Consider the following 19,313-nt stretch of genomic DNA (forward strand, 5'->3'; position numbering starts at 1 on the left):
TCGTGCTCAGTGCAGTCGAAGACTGCTCGCGTAGTCGGCGAGCGACGCGATGTTCAAACGGTAGGTGACGCTCGTCACCGCGGCCGGAACCGCGACGGCGCGCACGCGCGGGAACTCGTCCACGACATCGAAAGCCAGAATGTCCCCGATCCGGAACCACCAGTCGGCGTAGTAGCTGTCCTCCCGGTCGAAACCGAGGGCATGAACGGCATCCCTCCAGAGCTTCCTTGAAACCGGGTCGTGATCAGCCTCGTCCGCCAGGGCATCGAAAAGCTGAAGCAGGTTGCTAGCTTCCGGGTCGGATGCGTCGGATCTCTCCATGGGCAGGACTGCGAGCTGAAGCGTGGCGTTGGCAGGTTCCAGCTGTTGCAGGCTCGAAATCGTCACCTCCAGGGATGGCAGGTGGGCTGACTTCACCTCGACGCAGTGCCCCGAGGGGAAGATGAAGTCCTTGCTGTTGCCGAAGGGGCCGCTCCAGTCCCGGAGGGCAGCGGATGGCGTCTTCCCCGCGGTGAGGATCATCTCGAGGATCGTCAGCTCGGCCATCAGCCCTCGCAGTGCGTCCTCGCCAAGCCGACCGCGCGGCTTCGCGAGGAAGTCCCGGAATGCCTCGAGACTGCGTGCGAACGCCTCCACGCTCGCCTCCGCGCCGTCGACCCGCTGACTCTCTTCGAGGAGGTACCGGCAGAGCACGAGGAACGCGGGGTCGAGTTCCGGCTCGAGGGAGGTGATCCGCAGATACGTGAGTCCCGACTGAGGCGCCTGCGAGACCTGGACCGAGAAGCCGCGCCCACCGTCGATGAAGTAGTCGAGGGTCGACGGGAGCTCGAGCACGAGAGCCGGATGCCGCTGACTGTTCTGGACGAAGACGCGAAGCCACAAGTGGCGAAGCCTCACGACCTTGCCGTCCTCTCCTCGGAGGACGGTGGCGAACGCTTCTTCAAGCTTCACGCGGCACCCTCATCTGATTCTTCGTCTGCCGTGGGCATATTGAGATTCATGCGCGCGTAAACCGTGTTCGCCACAAAGCGAGACACACGGCCCTTCTTGCTTCCCGCTCGCTCTTCAGCGTCGGAGGAAACCGGGAAGGCCACAACGACTGCGATCAGCGGTTCATCCGCTCGGATCTTCGGGCGCTTGTCGTCCTTCACCACGGCGCCATGCTCTTGTTCAGCTTTCGCATCCATGAAGGTCTGAGTGATCACGCTGTAGACGAGCAGCAAGGGGCGCTCTAATGCGTGGCGGATGATTGTGGGCTCCGATAGCCGCTCGCCAACACCGAGATCGGCCTCAAGCTTGCGGATGACGTCCTGGTTCATTGCGTTCTTCAGGTCGGAGCCTGCGGCGACGCGTCGATTGCCGAAGCGCAACGACATGCCCGAGGTCGCCTCGACTCCGGCCCGGAGGCTCGTCTTCGGGTCACCCGGAAGTCCGAGTGCACTCGACTGATCCCCGGAGCCGGAAACGAAGCCGACATCCCAGCTCTCCGCATTCACGGCATCGGCCAGGTGCGCAGAAAGCTGAGCCTTATCGCTCTTGGTTGTGCGACCGAAGAATGTCTCAGTGTCGTGACCTCTGAACTGTGCGAAGAAGCGCACGACCACTTCTGCCGGTACATCCTCCCAGACGAGCGACCCCCTGTCGTCGGCGGGACTCCCCAAGGTTTTCAAGGTCTCGACCAGATCGACTCCTGCTCTCAGATTCCGGTCCAGGTCATCACTCGCCGCCGATAGCACGTAGGACTCGAAGGACGCGCCGTTGATGTCGACCTCACCCTCGATCTGCAGGGCATTTTTCTGCTTGTTCGCGGCTGTGATCAGGAAAGCCTCGGGGTGCCTGCGCATCTTCAACCCGAACTCCTGCGGTGTCATCTTCAGAGAGTTCATCAAGCGAAGGGACCCGCGGAGATCGTCTGAGACATCCGCGACGTACTTGAAGAGGTCCACCACGGCGGAATCGATCCAGACTCGCACGAGGTCCTCGTAGCCCGGCCGATAGCCGAACCACCGCCCCATCTGCAGCAGAGTGTCCGCAGCTGCTGCCCTTCTGACGAAGTAGCTCACCTGCAATCCGTCGAGTGTGAGGCCCCGCGCGAGGACATCGCCTCCCACGAAGATCGTGGGCAGTCGCGACTCGGCGTCGCGGTCCTCTCGCGACATCTCGCTCAAGCGCTTGTTCCGAGGACCCATCGTTCCGCTGTTGACGAGGACGACTGTGATCTCGGCTGCGATCTCGAGGAGGTGCGGTCGCAGGACGTCCCAGGACGCTGTTCCCGAATACTCCTCCTCGAACACCTCCCTCAGCACTGAGGCCGAGGATTGACCGTTTGCCAGCTCATTCTCCGGCAACGCATATTCCGCGAGCACTGCTCGCGTGACCTCGTCGACGAAGTGCTTGACCTCCGCGGTCACGTTCTGCTGGACATCATTGAAGCGAGAGACGTTGATCATCATCGATGCGGGACGAGTCTCCCCGTCTCGTACTCGTCGGATCGCAGTGCCCACGATGAAGGCGCTGATGGCCTTCATCATGCTGTGCGGCAACTCCTCCAGTTCCGCCGTCCGCTTGTGACTGAAAGGAAGGACATCGAGACAGTCCTGCACGTCGGTGCGGATGCGCTTCGGGGTCTCCGGGGCGGTCTCCCGACCGAAGTAGGACTCGACGCCGGTGTAGTTCGACGGGCTCTCGAGAGCCTGGATGAAGTCGCGGGGGAAGAGGTCTTCGTCCACCGAGTCATCGATGAGCACGTTCGCGAAAGGTGTCGCCGTGATGGCCAGATACGAGCTGCGATTGGACGTAGCGAGAAGTCGGCGGATCACGCTGTTGACCGCAGCCGCGTCCTCCTCCGTCTTCGTGTTCACGGAGGCCCAGTCCGCTTCATCGTCGAGCACGACCAAGGGGGCGTTCAACTTACCCTTGTGCGCCGGCCCGACGAGGTAGTTGGCAAGGTTCGCGAGCACCTTCGCGTTCTTCTTGACGACGAAGATCGTCGGAGTGTCCCCCTCGAGGGCGACGACACCGGCGTTCTTGCTGGCGGCGCTGAAATCGGAGCGCGTCGTGGTGAGGATGTTGCTCTGGATCGTGGAGTCGATCTTCCCAACGCCGATGCGCATGTTCGCGTAGCGGGAGTCGATGTTGTCCGCGATGTAGACGGAGTCGACACCGGTCATGTCCTTATCGAGTCGCTGCTGGGTCTGACGCCGGAGTTCCTCTGTGTGACCGCCGATCACGACGATGATCTTGTAGCCGTAGTCGATCGCCTTGTTCAGGATGCCCAGGTAGGTGGCGGTCTTGCCCGACTGCACCTCTCCGATGACGAGTCCACGTCGAGCCCATTCGCCCTGCATCTTCGGGTCGCCCATGCGCTCGACAACGGTATCCGTCAGCTCGTCGAGCTTCCGTATGACATTCGGGCTCCACTCGCGGTTCACGAGGAGCTGTCGGTAGGCATTCCACCGCTTCGTGTCCGTCGTGTCCCTGCGTTCTGCGAGCCACTCCGTGAAGGTGTCCGGGTCGACGACGCTCGGACCGATGATGATGATGATATCGATGAGCTCGGTCACCCGAGCGATGACATCGTCGATATCCTTGTTCGACAGAGCGGGGGCAACGAGTGGGGCGAACTGCCTGGCCCTGGTCTCGAGTACATTCAATTCGATGGTCTCGTCGTTGACGAACATCCCGATCAGAATATCTATCAGCATCTTCTTCTGGGTGCTGATTGCCGATCTCGTCATGCGTTTGCGCTCCATACCTGCTTGATGAGTCCGTCGAGATCCTCGACGCGATCGAAGGGCTCGGTGGCCCGGAGTACCGACGCAACCTGCGCGGGGGAGAAGTTGCCGAAGCCGCCCGAGCGCTGGAGTGCGGAGAGCTGCTCTAGCACCTCGGTCGTGGTGACTGACGGTGCAGAGCTGGTCTGGCCCTTCGCCGCCTCGATGTAGAGGTCCGCTGTAGGAAAGGTCTGTCCGAGGTCAGCGAGCAGTCGGCCGAGCTGTCGTCGCTGCTCATCTGTCAGCGTCTCCTGCAGCGCGCTGACAAGTGGATGGTCGGCGTTGATCTGGTAACGGTAGCCGTCGCGCTCGGTCACTTTCTCCCACATCCGGGCGACAGTATCCCCTGTCGCGCGTCGACCGCGGAAGGTGTGCACCCGCTTGCTCTTCCCGATGACCTGGTCCATCACCCGGCGGAAGTGGGTCCGGAAGGCCTGAGGCGGCTCGGCTCGGGACTTCTTGATGTCCAGCTGCCACAGGTGATCGACGGTGTTGGGGATGTCGACCATGACGCGCGACTGCTTCGACAGCTCCTCGCGCCGGGACAGCCCGAACCAGTGACCGTAGGAGATCAGCCGGCGGTTGCGATAGATGTAGAAGCCCTGGCGCTCTCGCATTCCTGCGCCGAGGTCCCAGCGCTCGCGCTCCTTCTTCGAGAGTGCGGAGGCGTGGGGGAGGGTGTACGCCTGGAACTCGATCCGCTGCCCCTCGATCGTCAGCGGCTCCCGGTAGGACTCCTGCGTCCGAGGGTTTCTCGAGAGGAAGGGGTCCAGGGCGGGCACGTCGATGCCATTCACGGTGATGACGAGCGGATTCCGCGTGCCGTCATCCAAGAAGCGATGGAACGTGAGCGAGAGGTGACCCCTGAGATCCTGGAGTCGCTCAGCCATCACGACGTCGGGTCGTGCCGCTGCGCCCAGCATGTAGTCGAGCTCTTGCCAGACCACCAGCGTGCCGGCGCTCCGAGACAGCAGGGAATCAGCGCGGGGCAGAGCCTCGTACTCGTTCTCACCGAGAATGCTGAGTGACCACTGCCCTGTGGTGAGCACGTGATCGATGTCCCATTGGAGGGCGGTCGTCTCGCCGTTCTTGCGGGTGAGAACCGTCAGTCGCCTCGCCTGGGAGAGCGATGCGGTCTTCAGGCCAAGACCGAAGCGTCCGAGGTCGGAGCCGGCGCGTGTCGTCGTCCGCGCGCTTCCCGCGAGTTGCAGCGCGGTGCGCGCCTCTTCTGGGCTCATTCCTATGCCGTCGTCGAGAACGGTGAGGAATGAGGAATCGATCGGATCTCCAGTGATCTCGACTCTCCGCGCATCAGCGCTGATGCTGTTGTCGACGAGATCGGCGATAGCCGCTTGGAACGAGTAGCCAACAGACCGCATCGACTCGAGAAGCTCCACGCCGGGAACCAGGATCTCGTGCTCCAAACCGCCCCCTTGATGAACCTCAGCACAGCCTACGTGGCACGAGGACCTCCCTTGCGCATGGGAAGGACCGTCCGTGAGCACTTCCTCTCACCGGAGGACCGACTGCCATAGAGAGGCGGTACTGCGGCGGCCTCCTCGGCCGTCCACGAGGTAAGCTGCTTCTGCCCCTCGGGCGCTGGACGAGATCGTCGAGCGCGCGTCCGATCGGGCGTGCTCAGGAGTGGGATCGGGTGCATCGGCTGATGTCGGTGGCCCGATGCACACTGACGCGGGGCGGAACGAGAGGCAACACGTGGAATTCAGGATGGGTGAGCTCTTCTGCGGGCCCGGCGGCATGGCGCTGGGAGCGCACCGTGCGGCACAGGAGCTCGGAATCGAGCTCCAGCACGTGTGGGCCAACGACTACGACGCCGACACGTGTGCGACCTATCGGTCGAACATCCCCGGCGCGACGGCTGAGTCCGTGATCCATGCCGACGTCCGCGTCCTCGAGACCGCTTCGCTCGCTCCGATCGACGGCTTCGCCTTCGGATTCCCCTGCAACGACTTCAGCCGGGTGGGCGAGCGCAAGGGGATGATGGGACGCTTCGGGCCGCTGTACAAGTACGGCGTCAACGTGCTGAACGAGCACTCCCCGTCCTGGTTCGTCGCCGAGAACGTGGGCGATCTGAAGGGCGCCAACGACGGCCACTCCTTCCGCCAGATCCTCCGCGAGCTGGAGCGAGCGGGGGACCAGGGCGGTTACGTCCTCACCCCCCACCTCTACAAGTTCGAGCAGTACGGGCTCCCGCAGCGCCGGCACCGCATCCTCATCGTCGGCATCCGGAAGGACCTCGACGTGCAATTCGAGATCCCCGCGACGGAGCCATACGCGCACATCGACAACTCGGCTGGCAATCGGCTCGAGAACCCGCCGATCGGGCCGCTCGTCACGCAGAACGAGCTGGCGAAGCAGAAGCCTTGGGTCATCGAGCGGCTCACGCACATCAAGCCCGGGCAGAGTGCTTTCACCGCAGAGCTGCCGGAGCACCTGCGCCTGAACGTCACCGGCGCGACGATCAGCCAGATCTACAAGCGGCTGGAGCGAGACAAGCCCTCGTACACCGTGACGGGCTCCGGAGGAGGGGGGACGCACGTCTACCACTGGGATGAGCCGCGCGCGCTGACCAACCGCGAGCGGGCCCGGCTGCAGACGTTCCCGGACGAGTACGAATTCGTGGGAGGCCGCGACAGCGTCCGTCGTCAGATCGGCATGGCGGTCCCCGTGGAGGGAGCCGAGGTTGTCTTCTCGTCCCTCTTCAAGTCCTTCCTCGGAATCGACTACGAGACGACGCAGACCAATCTCCCGCGCTCGGTGGCGAACGTGATCAGGACGCCAGCAGGCAGGTAGTGCGCGGGTGAGCAGGGGGAAGGCGTCGGAGTCCTGGGCGTCCTCCGAGAGCGCTCGCCGCACGATGCGCGGCAACAAGCGAAAGGACACCGCGCCTGAGCTGGCTGTCCGCCGCCGGTTGCATGCTCTGGGGTTGCGCTATCGGGTCGACTACGGGCCTGTGCGCGGCCTCCGCAGGCGTGCGGACATCGTCTTCACCCGCCGCCGCATCGCAGTCTTCATCGACGGTTGCTTCTGGCATAGCTGTCCCCTCCACGCAACGCATCCGAAGCAGAATTCGCAGTACTGGTCGCCCAAGCTCGCCACGAATGTCGAGCGCGACCGAGACACCGACGCCCAGCTCCGCGGGGAGGGCTGGCAGGTGCTCCGGTACTGGGAGCACGAGGACCCGGACGCCATCGCAGCCGATATCGCCGAATGCTGGAATCGCAGCGCAATGCCGACTGCTGGAAGGAGCGGCCCTAGTTCAACTTGAACGTCGAGATCAGGACCTCGATCAGCTCCCGGGCGGTCCGCTCGTCGAGCTGGAAGGTCTGGCTGCTCTTTGGCCCGGAAGCGCGGTTGTCCGATCCGAATGTCGAGAGGTGGATGTACGGAGTGCCGTCCTCCGCCGTGACTGCCTGGTAGGTGCAGTCGACCTCGGTCTGGTGGACAGTGACGCGTTGCGTGCCGGGGTGCAGAGACCTGATCCGTGCCATGGCGGAGACTTCTTCCTGATAGTGCTGAGCTCGACGTAATCAGGATGTCATCGAATACTCCCGTGCCTTCTCCTCTTCGACCGAGTCCTCGATCGGCGGCGACGCCCGGCGAGAACGTGTTGCAGTGCACTTTGACGCCCCACCCACCCCCGTGTTAGGTTCGCTCCCGGACATGTGACTGGTCGTGCAGGCAGGATCCGATGAACACCCTCGAGGTGTCGTCGGGTCCTTTTTTGTTGCCCCGGCGCCTCCTGAGCGGCCGCCGACGGCCTGCCGGAAGACGCCCGCCCCGTCACCGAAGCAGAGAAGGAGCTCGCCCATGGCGCTGCCTGATGGATTCCGATGGGGCGGCGCGCTCGCCGCGAACCAGGTCGAGGGCGCGTGGCGCGAGGGCGGGCGCGGCCCGGCGGTCAGCGACGTCGCCTCCTACAAGCCGAAGGCGGACCCGAAGGAGTACGCGATCCACCACCGCAACACGGTGGAGAGCATCACGGCGGCGATTGCCGACGACGACACCGAGTACTACCCCAAGCGCCGCGGCATCGACTTCTACCACCGCTACCCCGGCGACCTCGCGCTGTTCGCCGAGATGGGCTTCACCACCCTCCGCGTCTCGATCGCCTGGACCCGCCTCTACCCGACGGGGGAGGAGGCGGAGCCGCTCGAGGAGGGCATCGCCTACTACCTCGCCCTCTTCACCGAGATGCGGCGCCTCGGGATCGAGCCGCTGGTCACGCTCTCGCACTACGACCCGCCGCTCGCGCTCGCGCTGAAGCACAACGGCTGGGTCGACCGCCGCACGATCGGGCTGTTCGAGCGCTTCGCCCGCACCTGCTTCGAGCGCTTCGGCCACCTCGTCGACCTGTGGCTGACCTTCAACGAGATCGACGGCATCATCCGCCACCCGTTCACCTCGGGCGGGATCATCGAGGAGACCGTCGAGGGCAGCGTGGAGCAGGCCTGCTACACGGCCCTGCACCACCAGTTCGTCGCCTCCGCCTCGGTCACGAAGACGCTGAAGGAGCTGTGGCCCGAGTCGCGGATGGGCTGCATGCTCACGATGCTGACCACCTACCCCAACACCTGCCACCCCGACGACGTCGCGGCGACGCAGGCGAAGGAGCGGATGCTCTACCTCTGCACCGACGTGCAGGCGGGCGGCGCCTACCCGCGCCTGGCGCTGCGGGCGCTCGAGAGCCGCGGGGTCGAGATCCCGTTCGAGGCGGGCGATGTCGAGCTGCTGCGCGAGCACCCGGTCGACTTCATCTCGTTCAGCTACTACATGTCGATGACGGAGTCGGTGCGCCCCGACGCCGAGCGCACCCCCGGCAACACGGTGCTCGGCGTCAAGAACCCGTTCCTCGAGTCGAGCGAGTGGGGCTGGCAGATCGACCCCGTCGGCCTGCGGATCTCGCTGATCGACCTCTACGACCGCTACGGCAAGCCGCTGTTCATCGTCGAGAACGGGCTCGGGATGCGCGACGAGCTGACCGAGGACGGCCGCGTCCACGACCCGTACCGGATCGACTACTTCCGCGCGCACTTCGAGCAGATGATCCAGGCCGTGGACGAGGGCGTGGAGCTGCTCGGCTACGTCAGCTGGGCGCCGATCGACCTGATCAGCGCCTCCAGCTCGCAGATCTCGAAGCGCTACGGGTTCGTCTACGTCGACATGGACGACCTCGGCCACGGCAGCACCGAGCGCTACCGGAAGGACTCGTTCTTCTGGTATCAGAAGGTCATCGCCTCGAACGGCGCGGATCTGGGATGATCCTCCTCTGCCCGGAGGCGCCGTCCGGCTCTCCGGGCAGCGGCCCCGCCACCCCCACCCCAGCCCTGACGCGGCCGTCGACGGAGACACGCATGCAGACCATCAAGAAGGTGCTCAACTCGAGCGTCGTCCTCGTCGTCGACGAGCGCGGCGTCGAGCGCGTGCTCCTGGGCAGAGGGATCGGCTTCGGAGCGAAGGCCGGCGAGGCGATCGAGCCTTCGAGCGTCGACCAGGTGTTCGTGGCGCTGGACGACTCGGACCAGCGCAACCTCGTCGAGCTCCTGGCGCAGATCCCGCCGGAGTTCGTCGAGCTCACCCGCGCGGTCGTCGCCGACGCGGAGGAGCAGGGGCTGCGGCTGGACCCGCACGTGTACCTCGCGCTGACCGACCACCTGCACTTCGCGGTGGAGCGGCAGCGGCGCGGGCTCTCGGTCGCCAACCGGCTGGCCTGGGAGATGCGGACGGTCTACCCCGTGCAGTACGCGGTGGGGGAGCGGGCGGTCGAGCGGATGCGCGAGCGCCTGGACGTGGAGCTGCCCGCCGACGAGGCCGCGAACGTCGCGTTCCACCTCGCCAACGCGGAGCTCGGCAAGGTCGGGATCGACTCCCTCCGGATCGTGCAGCTCATCCGCTCGGTGACCGCGATCATCCAGCACTCCAGCGGAGCCGCGCTCGACCGCGACGACCTCCGCTCCGCCCGCTTCGTGGCGCACCTGCAGTACTTCGCCGAGCGCTTCTTCTCGGGCGGCCTGCTCGAGAGCGAGGACGACTTCCTCTTCACCAGCCTCAGCGCCCGCTACCCGCGCGCGATCGCCTCCGCCGAGCGCGTGCGCTCCTTCGTGGCGGCCGAGTACCAGGCCGCCCTGCCCAACGAGGAGGTCGCCTTCCTGGCCCTCCACATCGCGCGCGCCGCTCCGGAGTAGCGCGCTGACCCCGGAGAACCGCATGCACCGCACCACCCCCGCCCGCCCGACGACGCCCGCGAGCTCGCGCCCGTGAGCGGCACGATCCACCTCGTCCGGCACGCCGAGACCCTCTTCAACGTCGCCGGCCAGCTGCAGGGCTGGTGCGACTCGCCGCTGACCGAGCGCGGCGAGCGCCAGGCGGCGGCCCTCGGCGAGAGGATGCGCGGCGTGCCGCTCGTCGCAGCGTTCACGAGCGACCTCACCCGCACCCGCACCACGGCGGCGGCGGCGCTCGCCGGGCACCCGTGGCTCGAGGCCGAGCCGATGGTCGAGCTCCGGGAGTGGCACTTCGGCGCTTTCGAGGGGCAGCCGAACGCCTCGCTCTGGGAGCCGGTGTTCGCCGACCACGGCTACTCCTACGTGCCCTCCTCCGCCGACTGGCCGCGGATGACCGACGCCGGGCTCGACTCGGTGCTCGACGCGATCCACCGCCACGACCCCTCCGGCCGCGCCGACACCGGTGCCACCGTGCGCGCCCGCGTGGAGGCCGCGATCGCGCGGTTCGTGCCGGCGGCCGAGCACGGCGACGTGCTGGTCGTGACGCACGGCGCGGTGCTCGGCAGCATCCTGCGCGCGCTCGATCCCGCGCACCGGCCGCAGCGGGGCTACCCGAACTGCGCGGTCGTGACGGTGACGGACGGCGTCATCGGCGAGGTCGACGGGAGCTGCGCAACGGCCTGACGCCGCCTCTCCTCCCGCGCCCGCCGACCGGGGCCGGCGTGCTGCCGACGCGCCGAGTCAGCCCTTGAGCGGGTCGTTGCCCCAGTTCATCAGCGAGTAGCGCCACTTCGTCTCAGTGACGTCGCCCGACGGACGCTGCTTCGCGTGCCGGTGCACGTAGCCCGTGACCTTCGTCATGTGGGCGTAGTCGTCGTCGCTCAGGTCGGCCTGCTTCGTGCCGAGGATCTCGATGATCCGTCGCCCGCTCTCGTGGCCCACCGACTCGCCGCCTCCCGCCGGCTTCTGGCCGACCTCCTTCGACTCGTCCGTCTCGAGCCACTCCTCGAGCTCCTTCGCCGTCATGTTCACGGCGTCGTGGAAGTCGTCGCGAGTGCTCTTCTTGTCGTCGTCGGTCGTCATGGGAGTCGCTCCTTCGCGCGCCGTCGCGGCGCTCGCGTCCGAGTCGAGCGCGTGCGGTGCCCGAGGTCAAGCCCCGTGCCGGGTCCCGCGGCCGCGCGTAGCGTCGACGACGTCCGCACTCGCGTGACCACCAAGCAGAGAAGAGGCAGCCATGCCCTCACGCAACACGCTCGTCCGCAGCCTCCACGACCTGGGAGCCGCCGCCTGGTTCGGCGGCTCGCTCATGGGTGCCGTCGGCCTCAACGGCGCCGCCTCCACCTCCTCCGACCCCGCCGAGCGCCTCCGTCTGGCCTCGAACGGCTGGGCTCGCTGGACCCCCGTGCAGCTGGCTGCGATCGCCGCTCACGGCGTCGGCGGGATCGGCCTGATCCTCGCCAACAAGACCCGCCTCGCCAACCAGCAGGAGAGCCGCACCAACACGATCATCAAGACGATCGTGACCGGTCTCGCCGGCGCCGCCTCCGTCACCGCCGCCATCGCGGGCGCGACCCAGGCCAAGCACGCCGACGAGGGCGCCGAGGGCGTCACCGAGGCCTCGCCGCACAATTCGGCCGAGCTGACCACCGCTCTGCGCGTGCAGAAGGTCACCCAGTGGGCGATCCCCGTGCTGACCTCCGTCATCATCATCCTCGGCGCCCAGCAGGGCGAGCAGCAGCGCCCGATCAAGGGCCTGTTCGAGACGACCGCGCGGATGTTCCGCAAGTAGTCCTCGCCGCTGACGCGCAGAACGTCGGCTGAGAGTGCCCGCCCTCCACTCCTCGTGGAGGGCGGCTGCTCTCAGCCGACGTTCTGCGTGCGGACTCCGGCTACCGGCGGGCGGACCTGCGCCGGAGCGTCAGAGCGAGCGCTCCCGCCCCGCCCGTGATGAGGGCGAGCGCCAGGGCCGCCAGACCCGTCGTCCCCTCGGCGCCGGTGTGCGCGAGTGCGGACCCGGGCTTCGGCGATGCGGTCGGTGCCGGTGCGACCGGAGCGACACTCGGCTGCGGGCCGGGTGCTGCCGTCGGTGCCGCCGTCGGTGCCGGGGTCGGTGCCGCGGTCGGCTCCGAGGTCGGCTCCACCGGCGGGGAGGTCGGCGTCGAGGTCGGCGTCGCGGTCGGCTCGGGCGTCGGCTCGGCGGCGGCCAGCTCCGGAGTGGACGCCGGGGCGACACGGTGCAGCGTCGCCTGCTCGTAGTCGTACGACATCGCCAGCAGCGACGCGTCGGCGCCGCGCGGAGCGGCCAGCTCAAGGCCCGCCGCTGCACCCGTCGAGGTGAAGCCCGCGGGCAGCGAGACGGTCGGCACGCCCGTGTTCGCTCCGACGTCGCAGAACGTGGTGCCCGCCCAGTCGGGGGTGGCCGAGGTGGCGCTCGTCGGCATCGCCAGAGCGTCGAGGTCGTGGTCCTCGAAGTACCGGTCCATCGCCGCCTTGCCTGCGTCCTGCTCGGCGACGGCCACGTCGTAGGCCGGGTTCGGCACGTCCTCGTTGCTGAGGAAGTAGTCGATGTCGCCCTGGGTCAGCGAGGACTTCCCGTCCGCGATCACGTCCGAGAACGTCAGTGCGTCGGCCGGCTCGGTGAGCGCGGCCAGGCCCTCGGGCCAGGCCGCCTCCGTCGAGGCGAAGAACGAGTCGATGCTCGGCCGCATGTCGATCCAGCCGCCCGGCTTGAGGGTGCCGGAGACGAACTCCCGGGTGAAGTCGGGGACCTCCACGACCTCGGCGCCCTGCGCGCGCAGGTCGGCGACGGCCGCATCCACCAGCGCGGTGGTCTCGGCGAGGCCGGGGCGGGCCGGGTCCTCCTCGTAGTCCCAGCGGACGTAGCCGATGCGCTTGCCCTCGAGTGCGGTGTCGCTCAGTCCCGCCACGAAGGAGTCGGAGTCGATGGTCTGCGCGATGACGGTCTGCGGGTCGGTCGGGTCGTACCCGGCCAGCACCTGCATCAGCAGGGCGGCGTCGGTGACGGTCGTCGTCATCGGGCCCGAGACGTCCTGGCGGAGCGAGAGCGGGACGATGCCCGTGACGCTGGTGAGGCCCATGGTCGGCCGGTAGCCGACGAGGCTCTGGTGCGCGCTCGGCCCGACGATGGAGCCGCAGGAGTCGGTGCCCAGGCCCGCGGGAGCGTAGCCGGCGGCGACCGCTGCGCCCGTGCCGCCGCTGGACCCGCTGGCGCTGTTCGCCTGGTTGTACGGGTTGTTCGTCCGCCCGCGCTCCGAGCTCAGCGTGTACGTGCCGTGCCAGGCGAACTCCGCCATGTTCGTCTTGGCGAGGATGATCGCGCCGGCGTCCCGCAGGCGCTGCACCGCGGTCGAGTCGAGCGCCGTGCGGTAGGTGTGCAGCGAGGCGCTGCCGGCGGTCGTCGGCATGTCGAAGGTGGCGTAGTTGTCCTTCACCAGGATCGGGACGCCGTGCAGCGGTCCGCGGAGCGAGCCCTCAGCGCGCTCGGCGTCGAGGGCGGCGGCGGTGGCGAGGGCATCGGGGTTGGCGAGGATCACCGCGGCGAGCCCGGGCTGGTCGCCGTAGGGGTCGTCGTAGGCCGCGATCCGGTCGAGGTAGCGCTGAGTGAGGGCGACCGAGGTGGTCGCCCCCGACTCGAGGAGCGCGAGGGCGTCGGTGATGCTGAGGTCGACGACAGCGGGCGCGGTGGCGGCGGGGGCGGTGGCGCCGAACGCGGCGGGAGCGCCGAGTGCGGCCGTGAGGGCGAGCCCGGAGCAGAGGGCGGTGGCGGCGGTCAGTCGCACAGCGCGACGGAACGTGGGGGAGGAGGACAAGCGTGCACCTTCGGATCGAGTGGGAGGGAGCTTGGAGCATCCCCAGTATCCGAAGCGCTCATTGCAGCGCTGTTTCAGCGGGGTGACGATCGACGGCGCAGCCTCGCCGGTCACGCCGTGGACCAGGGCGAGCGGCGCGACGACGGCCTCGGACCTCCCGGACGGCGCGGGGACGGTCGCGTTCGAGACGTGGCCGGGAAGTCTTCCGGAGCCGTTGACCCCGCTATCTCTACATAGGTAGCGTCACTCCCGTGCAACCACTCCCTCGTCTCACCCCCGCCACCGCGGACGTCCTCCGGACCCTCCTCGACGCCGACGGCCCCACCTGGGGCATGGTGGTGATCAAGGCCACCGGGCGGCCGGCGGGCAGTGTCTACCCGATCCTGGAGCGGCTCGAGGGAGCGGGCTGGGTGGTCTCGGAGTGGGAGGCCGCGAGCGAGCGGAGCGGTCCGCGTCGCCGGCTCTACGAGCTGACCGCGGAGGGCGCTCCGGCAGCCCTGGCCGCCGTCGAGCGGATGCGGTCGACCGCGCGGACGGCGCCGCGAGCGGCGGAGGCGACCGCATGAGCGCGCTCCTGCGGCTCCTGTCGCTGCTCCTGCCCCCGCTCGCCCGGAAGCGCTACCTCGAGGAGTGGCGGGCCGATCTGGCCGGGGCGGCCGAGCTGGGCCTGCCCCGGCGCGGCGTCGTCCTCGGGGCGGTCGCCCTGCTCGTGAGCGTCGACCGCGACCTGCCCGCGCACACCGGCGAAGCACGGGGCGCACTCCCGCGCCGCCTCGCCCGCCGCGGACTCGCGCTCTTCGCCGCGGCCGCGCTGATGCTCAGCGGCATCGCGCTGACCGGCGGCGGCATCGTCCCCGAGCCGGGTGCCGCCTCCGACACCGCCCTGGCCGCCGTCGGCGCCGTGCAGACCGCGGTGCTCGTCGCCGCCGTCGCGGTCGCGGTCCTCGGCGCGGTCCACCTCCTCGGCGCCGCGGCCTGGGCCCGCACGGTGCTCGCGCGGATCTCCCTGGTCGCGGCGGTCGTCGGCCCGGTGCTCACTGCGGCCGGCCTCCTCCTCCCCGGACCCCTCGCCCTCGTCGGTCTGCCCGTCTCCCTCGCCGGAGTCGTCTGCGGCGTGATCGTCCTCGGCGGCTCGCGGACCATCGCCCTCGCGCCGCGGACCGCGACACGCGCCCAGCGCCTCCCCGTCGCCCTCGCGGGCCTCGCGCTGGTGGCGGGCGTCACCGTGGTGGGCGCGGTCGATCTGCTGGTCTGGAATCCGCAGGCGAAGGTCCCGGGCCTGGCTCTGACGGAGATCTACGCGACCATGGCCGAGCGCGACGGCTTCGAGTTCGGATCCCATGCGATCTGGGTCACCGGGTGGGCTGCGTTCTGGACGGCCGCCGCGATCGTCGTGACGGTCGGCGCCCTCGTCGGCCGGAGGTCGCCGCTCACGCCCCGGCGGATCGCGGTGCTCATGCTCGCCCTGGTCGCCGGCGCCGTCGTCTTCCGCTTCTTCGCGGGGTTCGGCTTCGGGATGTCGGTCGCCGACACCTTCGTCACGTCCGGCGGCGACGGCTCCCTGGTCTCGGCGGTCCTGCCGCCGCTCGGACAGCTCGCGCTCGCCGGCGCCGCGATCGCGGTGGGCTGGGCGCCCCGGGTCGCGCGGCCGGCGGCGGCACCCGCTGCCTGATCGTGTTCTCAACGAAGGAGGGATCCGTCCGAGCGGTTCCGGATCCGCGAGAAAAGGCCGCCCTGTCGACGTTCTTCCTGCGTTGAGAACAGGATCGGCCGGGGGAGGCTCCTGAAGCAGCCGACCGTCAGCGGTCCGCAGCGGCTCCGGCGGCGTGATCATGTTCAGAACTCAGGAAGAACTGGCGCCGGCGTCTCCCGACCCGCGAGAACAGCCAGCCCCGTCGACGTTCTTCCTGAGTCGTGAACAGGATCGGCGGTGGGAGTCTCCCCGAAGCGGCCGACCGGCGGCGGTCCGCGGCGAAGCTTGGCGCAGCACCGCGGCCGGGTGGTGTTCGCAACGGAGGAAGGACGTGCCCGAGCGACTCCGGATCCGCGAGAACAGGCGGCTCCGCCGACATTCTTCCTCCGTGGCGAACAGGACCGGCCGATCCCGGAGCGGCCGAGTGTCCTCCTGCGGCCGGGCGCCCGCCTGCCGCTGAGCTACTCCAGCCGGCGCAGGAAGCGGGCGGGCTGGTCGAGGAAGCCGCGCCAGGTCCGCACCAGGTCGAGGTCGTCGTAGCGGCAGGGGCGCAGGCCCGTCTCGTCGAGCTCGTAGAGGTCGGCGCCGGGGAGGGCGGCGAGGATCGGCGAGTGCGTGGAGAGGACGACCTGGGAGCCGCCGGCGACCAGGTCGCGCAGCTGCCCGATCAGGGCGAGGCAGCCCGACACCGAGAGGGCGGACTCCGGCTCGTCGAGGAGCCACAGTCCGCTGATCCGGGAGCGGTTCGCGACGATGTCGAGGAACGACTCGCCGTGGCTCCGCTCGTGGTACCCGCCGTCGATCCCCACCTCCTCCAGGTAGCTGAAGAAGCCGTGCATCGTCTCGGCGCGGAGGAAGAAGCCGCGCTTGGACGCGCCGGCTCCGCGGACCAGCTGCAGGTGCTCGGCCAGGTCCGACTCCGAGGCGTGGGAGGAGTGCATCGCACCCGTGGATCCGCCCTCCGCGTTCAGCCCGTAGGCCAGCGCGACCGCCTCGAGCAGCGTCGACTTGCCCGAGCCGTTCTCGCCGGTGATCACCGTGACCGGCCCGAGGTCCCAGCCCTCGGCCAGCACCTGCCGCACGGGCGCGAGCGTCGCGGGCCACCGCGCGGGGTCGGCGGGGTGCTCCGGTCGGGCCTGCACGCGGCGCACCGGGAGGGTCGAGAACACCCGGTCAGTCAAGCAGGTCGACGCTCCAGCCGGCCTCGGCCAGCGCGCGGGCCGTGTCGGCGCGGGGGGAGTAGGGGAGATCATCCGCGCCGACCACGCGGTAGTCGGTGTCGCCGGGGCCGACCCAGAGGACGGAGTCGGACGGGCCGGCTCGATGCAGCGCGGCGCGCACGGCCTCGGCCGGTTCTGCGATCTCGACCACCTCGCAGCGCTCGACGCGGCGGGCGCCGTCGACCAGGGCGCGGCGGATGCGTGCCGGGTCCTCGAAGCGCGGGTGGTGGTCGGTGACGATCACCAGGTCGGCGCGCTCGGCAGCGGCCCGGCCCATCGGCGCGCGCTTGCTCGGGTCGCGGTCGCCGTCGGCGCCGAGGAGGACGAGCACGCGACCGGGCGTCACCTCGCGGAGGGCGTCGACGGTGCGCGCGACCGAGTCGGGCGTGTGCGAGAAGTCGAGGAAGACGCGCGGCCCGTCGGCGCCGGACACGAGCAGCGTCCGCCCGGGCACGGTGACGTCGATCCCGGAGCCGACCGCGGCGGCCACCCGGTCGCGCGAGTGGCCCGCCTCGATCAGCATCACCAGCGCGAGGGCAGCGTTCGAGGCCATGTGGCGTCCGAGCAGCGGCACGGACGTCGTCGTCGACCAGCCGTCGCGGGCGGTGAGCCGGAAGCGGGTGCGGTCGAACGCGGTCTCGAGCACGTCGATCCGCCAGTCGGCTCCGTCGCCGGCCGAGAGCGTGACGACCGGCACCGAGGCCTCGCGGGCGACCCGGCGCCCCGCCTCCGTGTCGACGACCACGACGCCGCGGCGGCTCCGCTCCGGCGTGAACAGGAGCTGCTTCGCGCGGAGGTACTCGTCCAGGTCGCCGAAGTCGTCGAGGTGGTCGTGGCTGAGGTTGGTGAACCCGGCGACGTCGAGCAGGATCCCCTCCACCCGCGAGCGCACCAGTGCCTGGGCGCTGATCTCGATCGCCGCGGCCTCGACGCCGTCCTCGGCCATCCGGGCGAGGAGCGCGTGCAGCTCGGAGGCCTCGGGAGTCGTGAGGCGGCTGGCGACCACGTGGTCCGCGCTGCGGCGCTGGGATGTGGAGCTCAGCCCCGAGACGACACCCAGCTGCCGCAGCACCGCGTCGAGCAGGTGCACGGTGCTGGTCTTGCCGTTGGTCCCGGTCACGCCGAGGAGCACGGGCCGCGTCCGATCAGTGCCGTACACGCGGGAGGCTATCCCGCCGAGCGCGGCGCGGGGGTCGGCGGCGACGAGCACGGGGAGTCCGGAGGCGCGCGCCGCCTCGGACCCGTCCTCGTCGGTCAGCACCGCTACGGCGCCCGCCTCCGCGGCGGCGGCGGCGAACCTCGACCCGTGGGCGTGCCGACCGGGCAGCGCGGCGAACAGCGCTCCGGGGCGGATCTCGCGGTGCGAGAGGGTGACGCTCGTCACCCACGTCGTGTCGCCGCCGCCGAGGAGGCGGACTCCCGGGGCGGCGAGGCCGTCGAGAGCGGTGCCGCTCGCGTGGAGCGGGTCGAGGAGCCGGAACACCGGCATGCGTGCCTCCTGCGGGCAGAAGTGGGCCGGGCCCCGCGCGGCGTATGCACGCGGGGCCCGGGCGATCACTTCGCGGTCGGACCGTAGAAGGAGCTGATCTCGTCGAGCTCCATCTCCGCGGTGGACTGGATGAGCTTCAGCAGCTCCGGGTCGAGGCCGGGGGAGAACTCCTCGAAGCGCTCCGGAGCGATGACGGACGGGACGCCCTCGGGCGCCTGCTCCTTCGACTCCAGGTCGGTCCCGTCCTTCGACGGCGAGGCGCCGCGGAAGATCTTCCCCGCCTCGGACGCGCCCTCGAGATCGAACGTGTACTGCTTGCTCTGCAGTCCGAGGTCGGTGAGCTTCTTCACCTCGGGGAATCTCTCGGCGTTGGTCTTCGGGATCGGGAGGGTCTTCCTCCAATCGACGCCGAGCGTCTCGAGGGCCTTCGCGTAGCCGTTCTCGTGCGCCTGATCGCGGACGATCAGGTACGCGATGGTCGAGCGCGCCGTCTTGTTGTCGGTCATCTCGTAGATGCGGCACTTCTGCAGGCGCCCGGTGGACTCGAGCATCAGGTTGTACAGAAGGTCGAGCACGAGGTTGCCCGAGTTGTAGACGTAGCTGCCGCTCCACGGGTTGCCCGCCGCGTCCACGGGCAGGGCGCCCTGCGCTCCGACGAGGTAGTGGTGGATGTTGCTCGTGTCGAGCGCGATGCTCAGCGGAGTCGCGCCGCCTGCGCCCGGGGTGTCGAGCGGGTCGGTCGGCTTCCCCTGGTAGCGGGGCGAGCCGTCGAGCAGGCGCGAGATCGTCGTGCCGATCAGCTCGACGTGGCTGATCTCCTCGGTGCCGATGCCCTGGATCAGGTCGCGGTAGGGCTTCGCGTCGGCGCCGCGGAAGTTCATGGCCTGGAAGAGGTACTGCATCATCGTGCGCATCTCGCCGAACTGCCCGCCGAGCCCCTCCTGCAGCGCGTTGGCGGCGGCCGGGTCCGGCTCGTCCTGCTCGATGTCGTTGATGAGTCGTTGCACGTGGAAGAACACCATTGCCTCCAGAGGGATCGTTCCGACCAGCGTGCGCCGTGCTC

Annotated in this window: 17 protein-coding genes; 8 read left to right on the plus strand and 9 right to left on the minus strand. The window is 69.0% G+C overall.

Going from position 1 to position 19,313, the window contains the following annotated elements:
- Positions 1–6: 6 nt before the first annotated feature.
- Genes GSU45_RS03185 through GSU45_RS03195 form a run of 3 tightly spaced genes read right to left on the minus strand, consistent with a single transcriptional unit; the run spans position 7 to position 5,197 of the window.
- The gene (locus GSU45_RS03185) at positions 7–951 is read right to left on the minus strand and encodes a PD-(D/E)XK motif protein (protein WP_159912646.1); all 945 of its coding nucleotides are present in this window, start codon (positions 949–951) and stop codon (positions 7–9) included.
- Entirely contained in the window at positions 948–3,752 is a 2,805-nt protein-coding gene (locus GSU45_RS03190; protein WP_159912648.1) for a Z1 domain-containing protein, read from the minus strand. Before GSU45_RS03190 ends, GSU45_RS03185 begins: the two co-directional genes overlap by 4 nt.
- Positions 3,734–5,197: an ATP-binding protein gene (locus GSU45_RS03195; protein ID WP_159912650.1), complete on the minus strand. Its 1,464-nt coding sequence runs from the start codon at positions 5,195–5,197 to the stop codon at positions 3,734–3,736. The genes GSU45_RS03190 and GSU45_RS03195 overlap by 19 nt, the downstream gene beginning before the upstream one ends.
- Positions 5,198–5,501: 304 nt before the next feature.
- Here GSU45_RS03195 and dcm point away from each other — a divergent pair, with 304 nt between their 5' ends.
- Positions 5,502–6,587 carry a DNA (cytosine-5-)-methyltransferase gene (gene dcm / locus GSU45_RS03200; RefSeq protein WP_244248193.1) on the plus strand — a complete coding sequence of 362 codons (1,086 nt, stop codon included), beginning with the start codon at positions 5,502–5,504 and terminating at the stop codon, positions 6,585–6,587.
- A 7-nt stretch (positions 6,588–6,594) separates the two neighbouring features.
- On the plus strand, positions 6,595–7,062 hold the full coding sequence (locus GSU45_RS03205) for a very short patch repair endonuclease (RefSeq protein WP_279631106.1): 468 nt from the start codon (positions 6,595–6,597) through the stop codon (positions 7,060–7,062).
- On the opposite strand, the gene GSU45_RS03210 is transcribed toward GSU45_RS03205, so the two are convergent.
- On the minus strand, positions 7,049–7,285 hold the full coding sequence (locus tag GSU45_RS03210) for a hypothetical protein (protein ID WP_159912656.1): 237 nt from the start codon (positions 7,283–7,285) through the stop codon (positions 7,049–7,051). The genes GSU45_RS03205 and GSU45_RS03210 overlap by 14 nt on opposite strands.
- A gap of 319 nt (positions 7,286–7,604) precedes the next feature.
- Here GSU45_RS03210 and GSU45_RS03215 point away from each other — a divergent pair, with 319 nt between their 5' ends.
- The 3 genes from GSU45_RS03215 (at position 7,605) to GSU45_RS03225 (ending at position 10,702) form a co-directional block, all read left to right on the plus strand.
- Positions 7,605–9,056 carry a family 1 glycosylhydrolase gene (locus GSU45_RS03215; protein WP_159912676.1) on the plus strand — a complete coding sequence of 484 codons (1,452 nt, stop codon included), beginning with the start codon at positions 7,605–7,607 and terminating at the stop codon, positions 9,054–9,056.
- Between the two features lie 92 nt (positions 9,057–9,148).
- Complete coding sequence (locus GSU45_RS03220) at positions 9,149–9,979, plus strand: PRD domain-containing protein (protein ID WP_104237822.1); 831 nt, start codon at positions 9,149–9,151, stop codon at positions 9,977–9,979.
- Between the two features lie 72 nt (positions 9,980–10,051).
- Positions 10,052–10,702: a histidine phosphatase family protein gene (locus GSU45_RS03225; RefSeq protein ID WP_159912678.1), complete on the plus strand. Its 651-nt coding sequence runs from the start codon at positions 10,052–10,054 to the stop codon at positions 10,700–10,702.
- 57 nt (positions 10,703–10,759) lie between these two features.
- Here the strand turns inward: GSU45_RS03225 and GSU45_RS03230 are convergent, their stop codons facing one another.
- Positions 10,760–11,101 (minus strand): DUF3140 domain-containing protein, encoded by a 342-nt coding sequence (locus tag GSU45_RS03230; protein ID WP_159912680.1) that lies wholly within the window; start codon positions 11,099–11,101, stop codon positions 10,760–10,762.
- A 151-nt stretch (positions 11,102–11,252) separates the two neighbouring features.
- On the opposite strand from GSU45_RS03230, the gene GSU45_RS03235 reads away from it, so the two are divergent.
- Positions 11,253–11,807, plus strand: coding sequence for a hypothetical protein (locus GSU45_RS03235; protein ID WP_159912682.1), 555 nt, complete (start codon positions 11,253–11,255; stop codon positions 11,805–11,807).
- A 100-nt stretch (positions 11,808–11,907) separates the two neighbouring features.
- Here the strand turns inward: GSU45_RS03235 and GSU45_RS03240 are convergent, their stop codons facing one another.
- Positions 11,908–13,818, minus strand: a complete 1,911-nt coding sequence (locus GSU45_RS03240) for an amidase family protein (RefSeq protein WP_159912684.1) — start codon at positions 13,816–13,818, stop codon at positions 11,908–11,910.
- Positions 13,819–14,099: 281 nt separating this feature from the next.
- On the opposite strand from GSU45_RS03240, the gene GSU45_RS03245 reads away from it, so the two are divergent.
- Entirely contained in the window at positions 14,100–14,414 is a 315-nt protein-coding gene (locus GSU45_RS03245; protein WP_159912686.1) for a helix-turn-helix transcriptional regulator, read from the plus strand.
- Complete coding sequence (locus GSU45_RS03250) at positions 14,411–15,520, plus strand: hypothetical protein (RefSeq protein WP_159912688.1); 1,110 nt, start codon at positions 14,411–14,413, stop codon at positions 15,518–15,520. The genes GSU45_RS03245 and GSU45_RS03250 overlap by 4 nt, the downstream gene beginning before the upstream one ends.
- Before the next feature lie 482 nt (positions 15,521–16,002).
- Here the strand turns inward: GSU45_RS03250 and GSU45_RS03255 are convergent, their stop codons facing one another.
- From GSU45_RS03255 to GSU45_RS03265, 3 genes are all read right to left on the minus strand, one after another.
- A complete protein-coding gene (locus tag GSU45_RS03255; RefSeq protein ID WP_244248194.1) occupies positions 16,003–16,710 on the minus strand; it encodes an AAA family ATPase in 708 nt (235 codons plus the stop codon).
- 4 nt (positions 16,711–16,714) lie between these two features.
- A complete protein-coding gene (locus GSU45_RS03260; RefSeq protein ID WP_159912692.1) occupies positions 16,715–18,250 on the minus strand; it encodes a UDP-N-acetylmuramoyl-L-alanyl-D-glutamate--2,6-diaminopimelate ligase in 1,536 nt (511 codons plus the stop codon).
- Positions 18,251–18,315: 65 nt separating this feature from the next.
- Positions 18,316–19,269 (minus strand): manganese catalase family protein, encoded by a 954-nt coding sequence (locus GSU45_RS03265; RefSeq protein WP_159916821.1) that lies wholly within the window; start codon positions 19,267–19,269, stop codon positions 18,316–18,318.
- Between the last annotated feature and the right edge of the window lie 44 nt (positions 19,270–19,313).

It is taken from the genome of Rathayibacter sp. VKM Ac-2801, assembly GCF_009834245.1.
Classification (GTDB): Bacteria; Actinomycetota; Actinomycetes; order Actinomycetales; family Microbacteriaceae; genus Rathayibacter.